16 protein-coding genes are annotated in these 16,499 nt (G+C 32.5%); 13 read left to right on the forward strand and 3 right to left on the reverse strand.

Going from position 1 to position 16,499, the window contains the following annotated elements; genetic code table 11:
* Positions 1 to 10 precede the first annotated feature (10 nt).
* The 13 genes from BLO34_RS03250 (at position 11) to BLO34_RS03310 (ending at position 14,352) form a co-directional block, all read left to right on the forward strand.
* Entirely contained in the window at positions 11 to 1,309 is a 1,299-nt protein-coding gene (locus BLO34_RS03250; RefSeq protein WP_090752549.1) for a S41 family peptidase, read from the forward strand.
* A 44-nt stretch (positions 1,310 to 1,353) separates the two neighbouring features.
* On the forward strand, positions 1,354 to 2,412 hold the full coding sequence (locus BLO34_RS03255) for a serine hydrolase domain-containing protein (protein WP_090752551.1): 1,059 nt from the start codon (positions 1,354 to 1,356) through the stop codon (positions 2,410 to 2,412).
* A gap of 6 nt (positions 2,413 to 2,418) precedes the next feature.
* Positions 2,419 to 3,414 (forward strand): DUF6624 domain-containing protein, encoded by a 996-nt coding sequence (locus tag BLO34_RS03260; protein WP_090752552.1) that lies wholly within the window; start codon positions 2,419 to 2,421, stop codon positions 3,412 to 3,414.
* Positions 3,415 to 3,449: 35 nt separating this feature from the next.
* On the forward strand, positions 3,450 to 4,574 hold the full coding sequence (locus tag BLO34_RS03265) for a serine hydrolase domain-containing protein (protein WP_090752554.1): 1,125 nt from the start codon (positions 3,450 to 3,452) through the stop codon (positions 4,572 to 4,574).
* A gap of 79 nt (positions 4,575 to 4,653) precedes the next feature.
* Entirely contained in the window at positions 4,654 to 5,562 is a 909-nt protein-coding gene (locus tag BLO34_RS03270) for a hypothetical protein (protein WP_090752556.1), read from the forward strand.
* Between the two features lie 182 nt (positions 5,563 to 5,744).
* The gene (locus tag BLO34_RS03275) at positions 5,745 to 6,311 is read left to right on the forward strand and encodes a hypothetical protein (protein ID WP_090752557.1); all 567 of its coding nucleotides are present in this window, start codon (positions 5,745 to 5,747) and stop codon (positions 6,309 to 6,311) included.
* Positions 6,312 to 6,360: 49 nt separating this feature from the next.
* The gene (locus tag BLO34_RS03280) at positions 6,361 to 7,572 is read left to right on the forward strand and encodes a DUF418 domain-containing protein (protein WP_231959545.1); all 1,212 of its coding nucleotides are present in this window, start codon (positions 6,361 to 6,363) and stop codon (positions 7,570 to 7,572) included.
* A gap of 904 nt (positions 7,573 to 8,476) precedes the next feature.
* The gene (locus tag BLO34_RS03285; RefSeq protein WP_231959546.1) at positions 8,477 to 8,938 is read left to right on the forward strand and encodes a hypothetical protein; all 462 of its coding nucleotides are present in this window, start codon (positions 8,477 to 8,479) and stop codon (positions 8,936 to 8,938) included.
* On the forward strand, positions 8,928 to 9,617 hold the full coding sequence (locus BLO34_RS03290) for a nucleotidyl transferase AbiEii/AbiGii toxin family protein (RefSeq protein ID WP_090752560.1): 690 nt from the start codon (positions 8,928 to 8,930) through the stop codon (positions 9,615 to 9,617). Before BLO34_RS03285 ends, BLO34_RS03290 begins: the two co-directional genes overlap by 11 nt.
* A 269-nt stretch (positions 9,618 to 9,886) precedes the next feature.
* Positions 9,887 to 10,186, forward strand: coding sequence for a hypothetical protein (locus BLO34_RS03295; protein WP_157686648.1), 300 nt, complete (start codon positions 9,887 to 9,889; stop codon positions 10,184 to 10,186).
* Positions 10,183 to 12,132, forward strand: coding sequence for a P-loop NTPase fold protein (locus BLO34_RS03300; protein WP_090752563.1), 1,950 nt, complete (start codon positions 10,183 to 10,185; stop codon positions 12,130 to 12,132). Before BLO34_RS03295 ends, BLO34_RS03300 begins: the two co-directional genes overlap by 4 nt.
* An 85-nt stretch (positions 12,133 to 12,217) precedes the next feature.
* The gene (locus BLO34_RS03305; RefSeq protein WP_157686650.1) at positions 12,218 to 13,423 is read left to right on the forward strand and encodes a PD-(D/E)XK nuclease family protein; all 1,206 of its coding nucleotides are present in this window, start codon (positions 12,218 to 12,220) and stop codon (positions 13,421 to 13,423) included.
* A gap of 14 nt (positions 13,424 to 13,437) precedes the next feature.
* Positions 13,438 to 14,352, forward strand: a complete 915-nt coding sequence (locus tag BLO34_RS03310; RefSeq protein WP_090752566.1) for a phospholipase D family protein — start codon at positions 13,438 to 13,440, stop codon at positions 14,350 to 14,352.
* Positions 14,353 to 14,379: 27 nt separating this feature from the next.
* On the opposite strand, the gene BLO34_RS03315 is transcribed toward BLO34_RS03310, so the two are convergent.
* The 3 genes from BLO34_RS03315 to BLO34_RS03320 form a co-directional block, all read right to left on the reverse strand.
* Positions 14,380 to 15,153, reverse strand: coding sequence for a hypothetical protein (locus BLO34_RS03315; protein ID WP_090752568.1), 774 nt, complete (start codon positions 15,151 to 15,153; stop codon positions 14,380 to 14,382).
* A 47-nt stretch (positions 15,154 to 15,200) separates the two neighbouring features.
* Positions 15,201 to 15,332 carry a hypothetical protein gene (locus BLO34_RS14755; protein WP_262492276.1) on the reverse strand — a complete coding sequence of 44 codons (132 nt, stop codon included), beginning with the start codon at positions 15,330 to 15,332 and terminating at the stop codon, positions 15,201 to 15,203.
* 170 nt (positions 15,333 to 15,502) lie between these two features.
* Positions 15,503 to 16,363 (reverse strand): HNH endonuclease, encoded by an 861-nt coding sequence (locus BLO34_RS03320; protein WP_157686652.1) that lies wholly within the window; start codon positions 16,361 to 16,363, stop codon positions 15,503 to 15,505.
* Positions 16,364 to 16,499 lie beyond the last annotated feature (136 nt).

Below are 16,499 nucleotides of genomic sequence, written 5' to 3' on the forward strand. Positions count from 1 at the left end.
ATACAATATTATGAGCAATATTTTAATATTCAGAAATTTTCAATGTAGAGCAAAAACGATTTGGTTTATATTTTTTATTATAATGACTACAAGTAGTTGTGATAATCTCAAAAAATTAAATATTGATGTAAACCACACTTCTAAAAAAGATTCTATTTATATAAAAGACTATCAACAATACTGGGATATCGTAGCTAAAAATTTTGCCTATTTCGATACGCGAAGAACAGATTGGGGAAAAGTGAAAAATTATTATCAGCCAATTGTTGACACAATAACAAATAAAAAAAGTTTCATCACTGTTTTAGAAAAATCTAATTATGAACTCTATAATGGTCATCTAGGTTTAAATACGCACAATCCAAATTCTTTTAGGGTCATTCCTACATCTTCAGAACTTACTATAAAGAAAAATAAAAACAAATTTTTTATTGAGTCAATTAGGCAAAATTCTAATGCTGAAAAAACAGGTCTTAAAGTCGGGATGGAAGTCGTTGAACATAATAATGAGAAACTTACTGATGCATTATCAGAAGTACTACCTATCTCTTTTAAAGATTATGATAATGAAGTTTATGAGTTTGCCGCAAATGTTCTACTAGCGGGAAAACGTAATCAAAAATCTCAGATAATAGTAAGGGATAAAAATGAAAAATTAAAATTTGAATTGAATCCCAAAAAGTCAAAATCATATTACAAAAGTGATGATGTTTTGCTCGTGGAAAGAGATGCGAACAACATTGGTTATATTAAAATCAATAACTCCTTAGGCGATAATAGTTTAATAACTGCTTTTGACAACGCCATTGATACATTAATGGATACTAAAGCTTTAATCCTAGACCTTAGGGAAACCCCTAGCGGTGGTAATAATACCATAGCTAAAGCTTTAATGGGTCGCTTAATTAATAAGGAAGAATCATATCAAAGATACCGTTATGTTTTTGACGAAAAATTAACTGGAATTGAATTTTTATGGTTAGAACAAGTCAGTCCCAGAAAAACCATTTATACAAAACCAATAGTTTTACTTGTTGGTCGTTGGACAGGTAGTATGGGAGAAGGAATAGCTATTGGCTTAGATAGCTTTAAAAGAGCTGATATTGTAGGGACTAAAATGGCGGGTTTATTAGGTGCGGTTTGGCAGTATACTTTAGAAAACACAAAAATAGGAATTCAACTTCCAGGTATTAAACTTTATCATATTGATACGACACCACGGGAGGATTTTGTGCCTGAATATAATGTTGTTGATAATGATGACTATTTGAAGATTGCAAACAAAATCATCAAAGATAAAACCAGGTAAAAGCAAATCAATCAGCTATCTATAAATTATAAAATATACTTACAATGAAGTTCTTCAGTATTAAACTAATACCATTTTTAATAGCAATTTCTATCTTTCAGTATAGTTTCTCTCAAATTAACAATAATCCTACTGAAAAAGAATTGCAGATTAGATTAGATTCCTTATTTGAAAATCTCAGCTCAAAGGGAATGTTTAATGGGAACATTCTCGTAGCTAAGAACGACAATATTATTTATCAACGTGAGTTTGGGTTTGCGCGTGGAGATTTCAAAACAAAATTAGAGTCGACGGATAGATTTAACATTGGATCAATTTATAAAGAAATCCCTGCAATTTCTATACTACAACTTATGGAAAAAGGAAAAATTAATCTTAGTGATCCACTCAATAAATATTTAAATGATCTTCCTGACTGGTCAAACCAGATAACGATACTAAATCTTCTTCAATACACAAGTGGCCTGCCAAAAGTAAATTGGATGAAACATAAGTCTATAAACGACACTGTGCTGTATGATGATATTAAATGCTTAGAAAATTTGTCATTTAGTCCAGGTAGTTCTTATTTATACACTAATAATAGTCCGTTTCTTCTTTCAAAAATTGTTGAGAAAATCTCAAAAAAGGCATTTGTACAGTACGTAAAACAGAATATTTTGGACAAACTAAATCTTAATCAAACTAGATATAGTTTGTCATTTCCTTACAAAGATTTTGATTCAATTGCTGTTGCTTTTAACGAGAACTACTTAGAGGATAGCCCACCATTTACCATTGAGACACCACTGTTCTTATACACTACTACTATTAATGATCAAATAAAATTACTTAATGGCATACATAATTTAACACTTATCTCGAAGAAATCATTGATTCTGGGTTCCAAAATTCCCGTGTTAGATCTGAAAAATCTGGAATCTTCTTTTGGGAATTTAAAGGTTGATAAAGAAGGGAATATTGAGCATTTCCATCACGGAAGTAGCGGTAATTACGAATCAACAATATATAAAAATAAAGATATAACTATAATTTTAATGACTAATCGCAAAAATGAAAATCTTCATTTTTTGAACGAAGAGATAATCAAAATAATTAAATAGCAACTTATGATTATTGCAATTAAAAGTATTTATTTGAAAAAATTAACTGTCTTCGTTTTTTTTCTTTTATCAACAGCGGCCTTTGCTCAAAGCGACATATTTGACCATTATTATAAAATACGAAAAGCAGATTCCTTATATGAATTAAAAAAATATAAAGAATCTTATATAGCCTATAAAGATGCAATTCAAAATAATAATAAATATATTAAACAAAACGACATATACAATGCTGCCTGTTCAGCTGCATTATCGGGAAAGACAAATGATGCGTTTCTTCATTTATCAGAATTAGCAAATAATGTCAACTATAAATACGATAACATTGAGCACCTAACTGACAATCCTGATTTTAAAATATTGCACCAGCATAGTGGCTGGAAAAAGCTTTTAGAATTGATAAACACAAACAAAAAGGAGACTGATAAAAAACTAGATATAGAGCTAATAGCCATTTTAGATTCAATCTACGATGATGATCAGAATCTTAGAAATCAAAATAGAGAAATATCAGATACTTACGGATATTCTTCTAAGGAATATATTGACCTTTGGGATAAAATAGAAATCAAAGATTCTATTAATCAAATACGAGTTCAGAACATTTTAAACAATAAGGGTTGGCTTGGGGCTGATATAATTGGAGATCGAGGAAACTTAACATTGTTCTTAGTAATTCAACATTCACCTTTAAGCATCCAAAAAAAATATTTACCATTGATGAGACGCGCTGTAGCCAGCGGTGATGCTGAACCTAGAAATTTAGCCTTGTTAGAAGATAGAATATCAATGCGTACTAATGGAACACAAATTTACGGGAGTCAAATAAAGAGAAAACCTAAAAGCAAACAATATTACTTACCAACCATCATTGATCCTGAAAATGTAGACGAAAGAAGGCTTAAAATTGGGTTAGGTCTAATTTCAGATTATGTTAAAAAATGGAACATCATTTGGAATATAGAAGATCACAAAAGAGAATCAAAAAAGCGTTTGGAGTAAGCAACTAAAACTGTTTTAATTTAAAAAGAACAACTATGACATATAGCAAAAAAAATAAATTAAAAAATATAATCTGTGCATTACTGCTTTTTATCATTAGCATCAATTCTATTAATGCTCAGAATATTGAAAAAAGATTTGAGACAATTATCGATTCAATATATAATCTTAATCGGGATGGAATAGGTTTTATTGTTCACATAGAAGCCCCTGACAGAGAAAATTCCTGGTCCTATGCTGTTGGTCATAAGGCAAAAAACAGTACTGAAGCCCTCGACAAAAACCAACCTGTTCTTACCGCGAGTAATACTAAAACTTATGTTTCTGCTGCTATTTTAAAATTGATAGAAAAAGGTGATTTTACCTTAGATGACTCGATTGAAAAACTGATAACTAAAAAAGCTAAAAAAGCCTTGAAGTTTAATGGCTATGGCGTAGATCAAATTACTGTTCGCAATTTACTTTCACATACATCTGGTATTACCGACTATGTGGATGATTCTTATTTCAATTTTGTAGATAACAATCCAGATTATAATTGGACTAAGAGCAAGCAAATAAAATTAGCTATGAAAAAAACTAATGATAGCACACAATTAGGAAAACATTCTTATGGAGATATTAATTATCTATTACTCGCAGATATCATTGAAAAAGCAAGCAATAAATCTTTTTATACAGCTATTAGAGAAAATCTGAATTTGGAAGAAAATGGACTAGATGCTACCTGGTTTCAAGGTTTGGAAAAACTGCCTAAAGGTATATTAGATTTTCCTACTCAATATACTGATATGTTCAGTAATAATTCAACAAATATTAACCCGTCTTGGGATTTATTTGGTGGTGGCGGACTCGCATCTACTGCAAAAGACTTAGCAGTTTTCTTTCAACTTCTTTACAACGGTAATATTATAAAAGATAAAAGCTTATTGTCAGAAATGACTACACAAGTTGATAAGTCTAATAATTATTGCCTTGGTGTTTTTAATATCCCTTCATTTTTCGGCACAAACGTATTTTATCACGGAGGTTTTTGGGGAACAGACGTAGTATATATTCCCGAGCTTAACACATCAATAGCAATTTTTACTTTGGTCAAGGAAAAAAGAAATGTAAATATTAGTATGAATATTGAACTAATTAAAGCATTGAAGAAATAATTTATAAAATCACAACTCATTACTATTAAAATTAAACAACAGTTTATTACTTATTAATAACAAACCATTTACCTATATTATGAAAAGAATTTATATAATAATTTTAATAGTAGCAATAAGTTGCAAAGAAAAAGCGCAATTTAAGAATGGGCCAGATAATGAAATTGTGACATTAACTACGGAAGATTACGTTCTAGAAAAAGCAGATCATACTCAGGCCTTGCTAATATTATTTCCAGGTGGAGGAGCTACTTCAAAACAAACTAAGGAAAACTTCAACATTACTGATAAAGCTACAAAAAATAATATTTCGGTTCTTTTTATGAATTTCAATAGACACTTTTGGGTTGATGACGATACATCAAAAGATCTTGCAAAATTAATTGAGGATGCTATCAACAAATATGACTTAAAACCTCAAAAAATTGTTATAGGCGGTATGTCCATTGGTGGTAATGTAGCCTTAGATATTTCAGATTATTTAACAAAAATTAACAGTAAAGCTCAACCACAAGGCGTGTTCGTAGTAGATGCTCCTATTGATTTGTTTGCAATGTATGAAAGTGCACAAAAAGATTTAAAAAACAAAAATCTTACTGAGGAACGTCTGCAAGAGCCTAATTTCATAGCAAATTTCTTAGAAGATCAAGTACCTGATGGTACATCAATTTTAAATGGCTTAGAGAAAATATCACCAATTGTTTTAAAAAGCGGAAATATTTCAAACATCAACAATCTGAGCGAGACGAAATTAAGATTCTATACAGAACCTGATACGCTATGGTGGCAAGAAACAAGAGGGACAAAATTTGAATCTACTAATGCATATATTTTGCAAAGAACTGAAGTACTGCTTAATAAAAAAAAATGGCGGTATGTAAGTCTCATACAAACAGAAGATAAAGGTTATCGAGCAGATGGCAGTAAGAATCCACATAGCTGGTCTATTGTCGATAAGGATGATCTAATTAAATGGATTTTAGAATAGCGTAATTAAATATTTACAATGAAATTAAAGAAAACATTTATCTACACGCTCTTAATTTTACTTTCCTCAGCTTGTGTTACGAGAAAAGAATTGCCAAATCTAATACCACCTAAAAATGCAATTACTGTAACCCATCATAGAAATATTATTGGAGGTTTTGAGAGACCAGTAATAGTAGAAACTTGGAACGATTTCAATCCCAAAAAAAATTTATCCGAGAAACTATAGACAAATATAATCGAGTAACAAAACTAGAGTTTTTTAGAGAAGAGAATGTGTTAGGGAATCACGTTTTACCAGCATCAATTATCAATTATGAATACGAGCGGGACAAAATTATTGAGACGCTTTTAGACAAATTTAATCAAAAAACATATGCAGATGAACACGGTTGTTCTTATAAAACCATTTATCACTTAGATGAAAACAAATTTATCATTAAGGTAGAACGATTTACTGATTATGAATCTATTAGTCCAAAATGGGAAGATTTGGCAGATTTGGGTTACAAGCCACCTACGATAGAAGAGTTAAAGGAGGAAATAAAATACACTGATTCTATTAATAATAGAAATACAGGACGCCAGATAGAGTTTTATAAATATTCATTTGCAAAAATGGACGGTGTCTATCCGGTTTCGAAAGATTTTGATATTGAAAAGGAAATTGACCTCAAGGCGTTTATACCTACTATGGAAAAAGGTATTCATAAAGGAGTTGAAAAATTATTTAAAAATTTAAAAGAGTAAATCAAGGAAATGCATTTTAAATTTAGTACAATAATAAAAAACATTAAAGTTGAGCAATAAAAGTAATATATCGAAGCCAGTTAAAAATTCACAGCGTATAGAAATTTTAGATATCTATAGAGGTTTCGCATTAATGGGAATATTCGTAGTTAATATAACCATAATGAATTCGACATTCTTGAATCAAGATGAGTACACCCAAAAATTTACTTCAACTTTAGATTTAATGACAGGAAAAATTTTGCAACTTTTTTTTTATACTAAATTTTTCCCCATATTTTCATTACTTTTTGGTTTAGGTATAGCGATGCAGGCAATAAAGATTTTGGAAAGAAAAAAATCTCCAATAATATTCTTTAGTCGTAAGATGATTATTCTCTTCATTATTGGTGTAATGCATATTTTATTTTTATGGTCTGGAGATGTTCTTAATCTATATGCTATAATTGGTCTGTTTACCATTTTACTTTTAAAATTACCCAGCAAATTAATATTAGCCCTTTCCGTTCTATTTTTAATATTTCCCTTTTATAATCAAGCCTTTGAATTTATTTTTGACAAACTCAATTATAGTCCAGAGCTTTATCTATCAGGTTATACAGGAGAAACCGTGAGTCATATTATCAAAAATGGAACGTACATCGAGGGATTAAAACTAAGAGTTTTAGAATACCTCGCAAATATACCTGTGCTGTTTCAATTCTTAGCTCCTATCGCTATAGCAATGTTTCTTTTAGGTCTATACTTGGGAAAATTAAAAGTTTATCAATCATTAGATAGCTTTATTAAAACGATTACTATCCCAGTTCTCATCGTTACTTTGCTCAGTAATGTTTACAGGGTACTATTTCTATTTATAATAATAAACCATCAGCTATTTACAATCGAAGATAATCGTGAAATTTTCATAAAAGTTATGGTAGTTTCAGATGTTCTAATGGGCTTATTTTATCTATGGATAATCGGTTGGTTATATTACAATACCACTTTCGCGAAAGTTTTAAAATCTTTTAGGTTTATCGGAAGAATGGCACTTACAAATTATATATTTCAAAGTTTTATTGGTTTAATTACATTTTCATCAATAGGATTTCAACTTTATGAGACCTTAAGTCCATTCGATTGTCTCTTAGTTGCCGTAACTGTATTTATAGTTCAGATAATATTGAGTAAAATCTGGTTGAAATATTTTTTGTACGGTCCATTAGAATGGATGTGGAGATCTCTTACCTATGGAACATTACTTCAGATTAAAAGATAAACGATGGGTATTTAGCCTTTAATTCGTTAAAAACTAAAGGCTTACGATCTAATTCCGTGAGTAATGTAATGGGCAAACCACTGAATGGATCTGAAACGATTTCTAAAAAAGCGAATCTTCATGTATTTGGAGTAGATTTAAGATATGAATCTGATCTTTAAATAATTGAAGATTACAAGTAGAAAAGCGGGCTTTGATGAGAGTCCGTTTTTTTTTGATATCCAATGAATTCATCGGATTTATACTAAACTTAAAGATGATTTAATTATGCTTCAAAATGTTAAATACATAAATTAAATCTAATTTTTTAGGTAATTCTATTTACTGGCGAGGGCTTGACCTCAAGGATTTAGTACTTAAAAATGAGTTTTACGCTTTCGCGAAAGCGATATTTATAAATACGAGGAATTCAGAAACGTTTTTGCACATAGTCCACCAATAATTTTCACATTCTTACAAATAGAAAAGTACCAAGTTTGATTCCTTAGAATCTATGCCCAATAAGTTCAATCGTATTTATTTGCTGATACAGAATATTCAATGTGTTGATATAATGAGATAGAAGCCTTATAGGTGGAGAATAGGTGTACTGATTAAACAATTTATGTGGTACCATTACTGATTTTGAAATCAATTATTTTTAAAGTCGATGGTCGAACTTAATCCTATTTGTAAGTTCAAATGTACTCAGACTGGGTAAATTACAGCGAGCATTGGTTTATACAAAGCAGGTAATTAGTGAGACATGTAAGTTTATCGAATATCGCGATATGCAATATGATAACTTAATTTACCGGTATTCATTGCTTTATTTTCTATATTGCATATCGCAATACGCAATATTATGAATAACAAGGCGGTTTTGAAATCGCAGGATATACTAATCCTGCTGAAAATTGCGCTTATGGGCGAGCAACTCTGGTTGCAACAATCATTGGCTGACGACTTGCATTTAAGCCAGTCTGAAGTATCGGAGTCATTGTCCAGATCAAAGTATGCGGGACTATTAAATGCAAGTGGTAAAAAAGTCAATTTGCTCAATCTTTTAGAGCTCATAGAACACGGTGTTAAATATATATTCCCCCAACGTCCTGGAGCTATTGTTAGAGGAATTACGACTGCACATTCAGCACCACCATTGAAGGATAAAATTGTTAGCGAAGAAATCTATGTATGGCCTTACGCTCGTGGAAACGCTCAAGGACAGTCCATAGAGCCACTGTACAAAACAGTGCCTATAGCAGTTGCAAGCAATCCCGAATTACATAAGGCACTTGCCTTAATCGATGCAATACGGGTAGGGAAGGTGAGGGAACAGCAACTAGCTGTACAACTAGTAAAGCAACAATTACAAAATGCCAAATAACTCACAGCTCAATCTAAAAGTAGTTGCCGAAGTAGCTCGTGCACTTGGCGATCTTAATAATGAAGTCGTTTATATAGGTGGTGCGGTAATCAGTATTTATGCAACTGAGCCTGGTGCAGATCTTCCAAGAATGACGGAAGATATAGATGTTTGCGTACAAGTGTCCACATTCAGCCAGATGGAAGCTTTGAGGGAACAACTCGCTACAAAACAAATCTATCCTGACCCTGAAGGGACCCACATGTATCGATACACTCACAAGGGAATTTTGATCGATTTTATTCCGTTTGAGGAGACGGCTTTTGGCCCAACAAACTCTTGGTTGAAACCAGGCTTTGACAAAGCTTATAAAACTACCATTGACGGAATTGAAATCGCCGTGTTGCCAGTTTCTATTTTTCTGGCTACCAAATGGGAGGCGTACAACAGCAGAGGTTCTGATCCCAGATATAGTCATGATTTTGAAGATATTATCTATGTGCTGGATAATAACTTGGATGTAGTGCAGAACGTAAATGAGGCGTCTGCAGCCGTGCAGAAAACCTTAAAGGAAATGAGTTCTTTTATTTTAGATCATCCAAATAGCAGTGAGATAATTGAATGTCACATCAACCAAAGGACTGCTATGGAGCGAGGTGCTTTTATTCAAGAGAAGCTCCAGAATATTTTGATGATATAGCTACCTCTCAGGTACTGCTCTCGTCGATTGCAACCATATGAATTCATAACGTATCTTTCTTGCAAATTAGTTCTCTATCTTTTAATCCTATTTGTAAGTAATTAATAATTAATTAGATGCTAATAGTTAGCTCTTTTTATTTGCTTTTACTTCGTTTTGTTTACTTTAACAATTACCTTCATGACCCCCTAAATCATCGCATTTTCCTACAACTGGGAATCTGCATGCTTTGGGGATTTTGTTTTTTAATTTATGGTAAAAAATTATTTATGATAGCAAGAGTCAAACAATCTGGTAATTACTTAGAAACAATTGACAAAAACGGAAAACGAATTAGTCGAATGCATTGCGATGATCAACTTTTGGGAAATTCTGATCAGATCGTGGTGATCCAGAACGGAAACTACATAGAAACCTACGATCAGGATTTAAAAAGAATCGCTAGAATGCATAAAGATATTGACCGTTTCTTAGGAGCATCAGGCGATACCTTTTCCATTCAAAATGGCAATTATGCGGAAACCTATGACTCTAAATGTAAACGAATAAGCAGATCTTACTCCAAATGATTAATATATCCAGCATAATAGACGTACCGAAAATTGCAAGCGATAAGGACCAACTTGGAATCTTAAATTATCAAAAAGGGCTATCTAATTTTATTAAAAATGCCCAAACACCGCTAACCGTAGCCGTTCAAGGAGAATGGGGAAGTGGTAAGACTTCGTTGATGAATTCTGTAAGACACGATTTATGCGGAGACGGTAAACCATTTTTTGATATTTGGATCAACACATGGGAATACTCCTTATTGAATGATGAGTACACCACAATGACTCAGATAATAAAAGGCATCATAGTCAATGTAGTGGAAGTTCTCGAGAAGGATAAAAATCAGAATGTAGAGAATCTTAAACGTAAGGCAGCTAGTTTCTTTGGATCTGTGGCTAAAACAGCAACTAAAGCAGCTGCAAACTATGCAACTGCTGGTATGGCTGGAGATGTCACGGATCAATTATTTGATAAAAACGAGAATCGCTCATCCTTGCGAGAACTTCATTCAGAGCTTCAGGCACAGATTAATCAATGTGTAAATGGAGATAATAGTATTAATGGTTTTCTTTTTTTTATTGACGATCTAGACCGAATTAACCCACCAGTTGCTGTACAGATTTTAGAGTTGCTCAAAAACATTTTTGACCTTGAAAATTGTATTTTTTTACTCGCTATTGATTATGAAGTAGTAGTAAAAGGGCTGGAGCCTAAATTTGGGAAGAAGACACAAGAGAACGAGCGCGAGTTTCGTTCTTTCTTTGAGAAGATTATTCAATTGCCTTTTTCAATGCCTATAGGTCAATATCGAGTAAATGATTTGATTATAGACAACCTCAAAGAGCTTGCTTATTTTAAAGAAGAAGACTTTACAGAGCAAGTACAAGAAGCGGTAGTGGAGTTTAATAACTTGACGGTAGGTTCAAATCCAAGATCGATAAAACGATTGCTTAACAGCTTATCATTAGTAAAAAACATTTCACAATCTGTTGATGACAATCAAGACTCAAATGCCTTTGAGCAATTAATCAATATTGGAGTTTTTAGTATTCAAATTTCATATCCGTTAGTTTATAAAGCGCTGGAGCGGTATCCAGAATTTGATCAATGGGACGATGAACTTGCCGAGTCATTCAAATTGAAAGCCCTAGAGCCATCAGTCATTGAGCAGTTTAAAACCAATCAATATTTTGATGAACCTTGGGAGCAAATTTTATATAGAATTTGCCAGAGAGATTTATATCTCAGTAATCGTGCTATGCAGATTTCTCGACTATTAAACAAGGTTAAAGATTTGATAGAAGATAATGCAGGTAGGGAAGAGAATAAATCTCAAGACGTATCACTCAAAGATGTGATGAGTAACGCAATACAAATTGCAGCTGTGACTAGTTATAATGATACGGTAGAAGAATCTACGCCTAATGAGATCCATAAATCCAATTTCCTCAAAAGCCTTCGCAATAAAATTAAATCCAAGTTGATTGAAGGCGGAAAAGATAAAAATTTCGATATTCTTTATAATCAAAGCAGAGTGCAATCTAATTTGACCTTTCAGATTAAGAAAGATCAGCACCATTATCGTCTTGATATTTCCATCCATCCCGAGGCTAAGCATTACCGTTTGAACACTCGTTACTCTTGCTGGTATTATGTTAAGAATGAAGCAGGAAGTCTTGAGAAAAATCTCGAACTGGAAACATCAAAAAGCATAAATGCCAAACAACGTTTTGAGGAAATGAAAACCAAGCTTGCGCAATTGGATCAAAAAGAGCCTGTAGAAATAAAAACGAAATACTGGGATTCAATAAACGATCATCACAGTACTATAAATATTGTTATGGATTTGTTACTGCCTAATGCTTGGGTGTATATCAATGACGATGAGAATATTGAAGAGTTTTTGAAATATTTGTTTCAATTTTTAGAAGCTACTAGAACAATCAAGATAGGTAATGACTAATTCATTTACGCTTTCGCGAAAGCGAAATAGAAATAAGCCTGCTCCATTTATTCGATAAAGGAGACAGATAAACCTGCATTAAAATTTGAAAAATTACATGAGAGATTGTTTGACAATCGAGCAACTATTAGAGGAGGCTAAAAAAATCGTGAAACAACACGAGTTTGACACCAAAAAAAATGGTGAAGATTTCAATTTATTTTCCATATTGAGAATGGAGTATAATGAAACAAAGACTCATTCTGGAATGCTCGTCGCATTATTGGATCCTAATGGTAACCATTACCAGGAGGATCTATTTCTAAGGCTCTTTCTTGATCAAATAGGATATGATTACTCTGGTGAAAACTTAAAATCGGTAAAGGTTAAGTCGGAACATCACATTGGAAAAATTACAAAGGATTACTGGAGTGGCGGCTTTATAGATATACTTATTACATTTCCAAGTAATAAGATAATTGCAATTGAAAATAAAATCTATGCCGGTGATCAGCCTAAACAGATGTATAGGTATAGTTTGTACAGGCCTTCGTTCTCATCTTTATATTACTTAAATCTATTCGGCGATAACCCATCGGCAGACAGCCTTCAAAACTTAAAGGAAGAGGAATATAAGATTATAACATACCGCAACCATATTTTGAATTGGCTAGAAAAGTGTATGGCTACGGTACCAGCAGGATCGATAATTGAAACCTCTTTGAAACAATATTATATACTATTAAAACAACTAACCAACAGCATGGAAAATGTATTAGAAAACCAGCTTCAAGACGTTATATTAAAGGATTTAGAAGGAGCAAGCTATATCCACTCACATTACCAAAAGGCCATTGAAAATATAAAGGATAAATTTAAAATTGCGGTATTTCAAACTCTTGAAGAATCATTGGTGGGAAAATTTCCAGTGCGTTTGGGTAATGACATTAGCTCAGTCCATTCACAAATATGGATTGATGGAAAATATGAAAACAGAAACATCATTTTTGGTATTGAATCCTTCTCTGGCTTAGGACATTTTCACGGGCGTTTGTTTGTGGGTGTAATAGATAAAGAAGCTAAAATTGAAATACTTGAAGAAGAAGATCAGTTTTTTAATTATGGCTGGCAGTCGATAAGAACTATCAAAACCAATGAAAGTAATCCCCTCAATCTATCCAGCCTCAAAACTTTGCAGAAATTACATAATGATAAGGCTTATTTCGATTCTCTGGTAAAAACTACAGCTGAGCAAACTATTGCCTTTGTTGAGACCTATCAAGCTGATTTTGACAGGAAAACTAATTTATAAACTTAAATTATTACATGAGTACCTTTTTAACTGGCGACGCACTTAACGATGCAATTGATAACATAATTACAGATACTAAGAAATTTCTATTTATTACCTCACCTTTTATCAAACTTGATGATCATTTCAGGGAACGATTTGATCTTATTAAAAATAATCCATCTATTTACCTCCAAATTATGTTTGGTAAAAACGAAAATGATTTTTATCGAAGCGTTAGGACTGAGGACCTAGAATATTTTAAGACATTTCCCAATGTTTCCATTATATATGAGCCTAGACTGCATGCAAAAAGTTATTCAAATGAGAACAATGGTATAGTTACCTCCATGAACCTTTATGATTATTCTGCAGAGAATAATGTTGAGTATGGTATTTGGTTCGGTCGGACCAAATTGGCTGAAAAAGTTTATGAGGTACACTTAGATAATCATTATAAAATTCTTGAAGAATCGGCACATTGTTTATTCATTAAGCGACCCGTTTTCAAAACAGCCATTTTCGGTTTGAGTAAGAACTACACTAAATCAGAGACCTTATTAGATCTCTTTGACTCATTTGACCCCAGCGATAGTGAGTATGAAAGAATAGTTTATCAAGATATTGATGTTATCAGCCTTGATGAAAAAGACCTCGTTCCAGTACTCAAATCCCGATCAGAAAAGCGATCAGAAATGGAGCTCAAAACCCAAAAAGAGTCGAGTCAAGAAAGTCCTTCTCATGGTTACTGTATAAGGACTGGAGAACAGATTGCGTTTAATCCATCACAGCCGCTATCAAAAAATGCATACTATGAATGGCTAGAGTGGAAAAATATGGACTATCGTGAGAATTTTTGTCATCTCACAGGCAATCGATCATACCATCGTAATTCAATGCGATTTCCTATTCTAGATAATAATTTTCAAAATGAAGATATATGGAATTGAACGATGTAAATAAATTCTTTTTGAGATTTACTTTTTAGTATGCCCCAATATCTCTGCTAATGCTTCTGACCATTCCATTGGTTTAGACTGATTGTTTTTTTTGAAAATCATGGGTTTTTTAACATCCCTTGGATTATACATCCTAATTCCTTTTTCATTTAATGAGTGACAAAACATTAAAATCCCGAAAGTCCATAGTGAACTGTTTTCAAATTCTTCAAAACCTATGAGCTCTTCAATTTTACTTTTTTCATCAAGGTCAATGTGATCTATAAAGGTTTTAATTTTTTTAGGACTGATCAAATTTGATTTGTATTCATCATAGTTGAGTGCGCTTCTGAATTCTTCGGCCGTTCTTTCATAATTTTTATTATGAAGAATATTTGCAAGCTTGCGTTTTTTTGCTGCTTTAAATCTTCCCCATTTTCCTTCACCTTGCCAGAACTCCAATAGTTTATAAGCTTCTAGTAAAGTGAACCCTTTACGCTTTGATAAATTGTTCTCTTTAATGAAATCACCAAAGTACTTATTAAAGGTGGTTCTTGATTTTACACCAATGATGTCACCAATCAAAGACCGTGGGACACGGTCTCCAAACATAGGTTCCAAGTAGGCTATGATTTCTTCATTAGTTATCTGTGCAGAAGATATCTCTCTCAAATCAATTAAAGAACCAGCATTCAACAAGTAAATTAGAAAGCGTCTGAAAGATTTGAAGTTGTAGTTTAATAGGCAGATAAGTATGAACCAAAATGGAACTCCATTTTCAAACTTTCGTTTCTTTAAATCTTCTTCAGTCATAGATAAAGATGGTCGCAATTTTTCAAAATTGCGACCATTTAAAAAATTTACTTCTTTCCTTTTGAACTAGAGTATCCTGTTTTACCTGAACTTGTTCTGGGTGGATTGTTTCCTCTTCCGCTTCCTGATTTGTTTCCAGTTGTACTTGGTGCATTTTTTAATCCGCTTGACTTTGCCATGATTTTAAGTTTTAAATTAATGATGGTTCAAATATATAGGCACTTTTTTAAGTGGATTGTAAACTTTGGACGTAAGTGGACATTATAGAGGGTAACTCGATGATATTCTTATATATATTCCAAAAAATCATCAGTTGACTTGAAGTTTGTTCATTAAATTTTGGTTGTTATTACCCTATGCTATAATCATTAAAATTTCCCGTTAGACCCATTTGAAAACTAGCGACATTTCTTTTATCCATTTGAAGAGTAAATGTCATATTCCATCTCTTATTTTCATTATTACTTAAGTCTATCTTTTCAACCTCGTAAGTTTTTCTAACGCCTTGTATCTCTAAGATTGGGGGCATATTGACAACAATCTTGTTCTTCGGTTTCTTAATAGGTAAAACTATTTCGAGCATAGTTTTTCCGAAATAAGCGATCAATAAATATTGTGGATGATATTTATGCTGAACTGCAAGCTGCTTCAGCTCAAAATAGGGCTCTGGAAAAATCATTTGATCAGTATAGATTTGATACATGCATGGGAATATTTGTTTGGTCACATTATCACTGAAAAGTAGATGCTTCATCCATTGTTCTTTTTTCAGTTTTTTATCTGGCATTAGCGACAAAGCGATTTTCAAAAACACTTTATAAATGTGGAATGGATTTGCACCGCCTAATCGGAAAGTCAATTTAGCTATTTCATCATCTAGAATTTTAAAGTCCTCGGCGGTCGCCAACTTACCTTTTAAGACCCCTAATTCGTCCATGAAAATTTCCGTAGGATAATCATAATCATCTAGCCTTGATTTGAACTTAGGTATTTTACTCTTTTTGTTTTTAATTTTACTTACTATCCTGATGGGTGTTAAGAAAGTTCCTACCGAACTTTCCCATCTACCAGACATTTTATTACAGTCATCACATTCAAAATCATTTAGAGTTGCATTTTTCCCAAATAACTCAGGAATTAAGTGAGATTGAGTTTTATTATTAGCTTTTAGTTGACTTCCACAAAAAATACATTCATCTGTATTTCTCATTATTGGATCCGCGGAGCTCCCGATTGTTCTGTAATTTAATAATAGATCTAATCTGGGATATATTTTAAGACCATTATAATCATAACCAATATATTCTTTCGGTTTTGGTGTCATATAAACTTCAATCAGTGAATAA

Origin of the sequence: Nonlabens sp. Hel1_33_55 (assembly GCF_900101765.1) — a bacterium.
GTDB lineage: Bacteria > Bacteroidota > Bacteroidia > Flavobacteriales > Flavobacteriaceae > Nonlabens.

Bases quoted from the DNA above. Each gene is read 5' to 3' on its own strand.
- BLO34_RS03300 (WP_090752563.1), top strand. From the start codon at position 10,183: ATGATTAATATATCCAGCATAATAGACGTACCGAAAATTGCAAGCGAT.
- BLO34_RS03320 (WP_157686652.1), bottom strand. From the start codon at position 16,363: ATGAGAAATACAGATGAATGTATTTTTTGTGGAAGTCAACTAAAAGCT.
- BLO34_RS14755 (WP_262492276.1), bottom strand. From the start codon at position 15,332: ATGGCAAAGTCAAGCGGATTAAAAAATGCACCAAGTACAACTGGAAAC.
- BLO34_RS03315 (WP_090752568.1), bottom strand. From the start codon at position 15,153: ATGACTGAAGAAGATTTAAAGAAACGAAAGTTTGAAAATGGAGTTCCA.
- BLO34_RS03290 (WP_090752560.1), top strand. From the start codon at position 8,928: ATGCCAAATAACTCACAGCTCAATCTAAAAGTAGTTGCCGAAGTAGCT.
- BLO34_RS03285 (WP_231959546.1), top strand. From the start codon at position 8,477: ATGGGCGAGCAACTCTGGTTGCAACAATCATTGGCTGACGACTTGCAT.
- BLO34_RS03310 (WP_090752566.1), top strand. From the start codon at position 13,438: ATGAGTACCTTTTTAACTGGCGACGCACTTAACGATGCAATTGATAAC.
- BLO34_RS03255 (WP_090752551.1), top strand. From the start codon at position 1,354: ATGAAGTTCTTCAGTATTAAACTAATACCATTTTTAATAGCAATTTCT.
- BLO34_RS03295 (WP_157686648.1), top strand. From the start codon at position 9,887: ATGATAGCAAGAGTCAAACAATCTGGTAATTACTTAGAAACAATTGAC.
- BLO34_RS03270 (WP_090752556.1), top strand. From the start codon at position 4,654: ATGAAAAGAATTTATATAATAATTTTAATAGTAGCAATAAGTTGCAAA.
- BLO34_RS03250 (WP_090752549.1), top strand. From the start codon at position 11: ATGAGCAATATTTTAATATTCAGAAATTTTCAATGTAGAGCAAAAACG.
- BLO34_RS03265 (WP_090752554.1), top strand. From the start codon at position 3,450: ATGACATATAGCAAAAAAAATAAATTAAAAAATATAATCTGTGCATTA.
- BLO34_RS03260 (WP_090752552.1), top strand. From the start codon at position 2,419: ATGATTATTGCAATTAAAAGTATTTATTTGAAAAAATTAACTGTCTTC.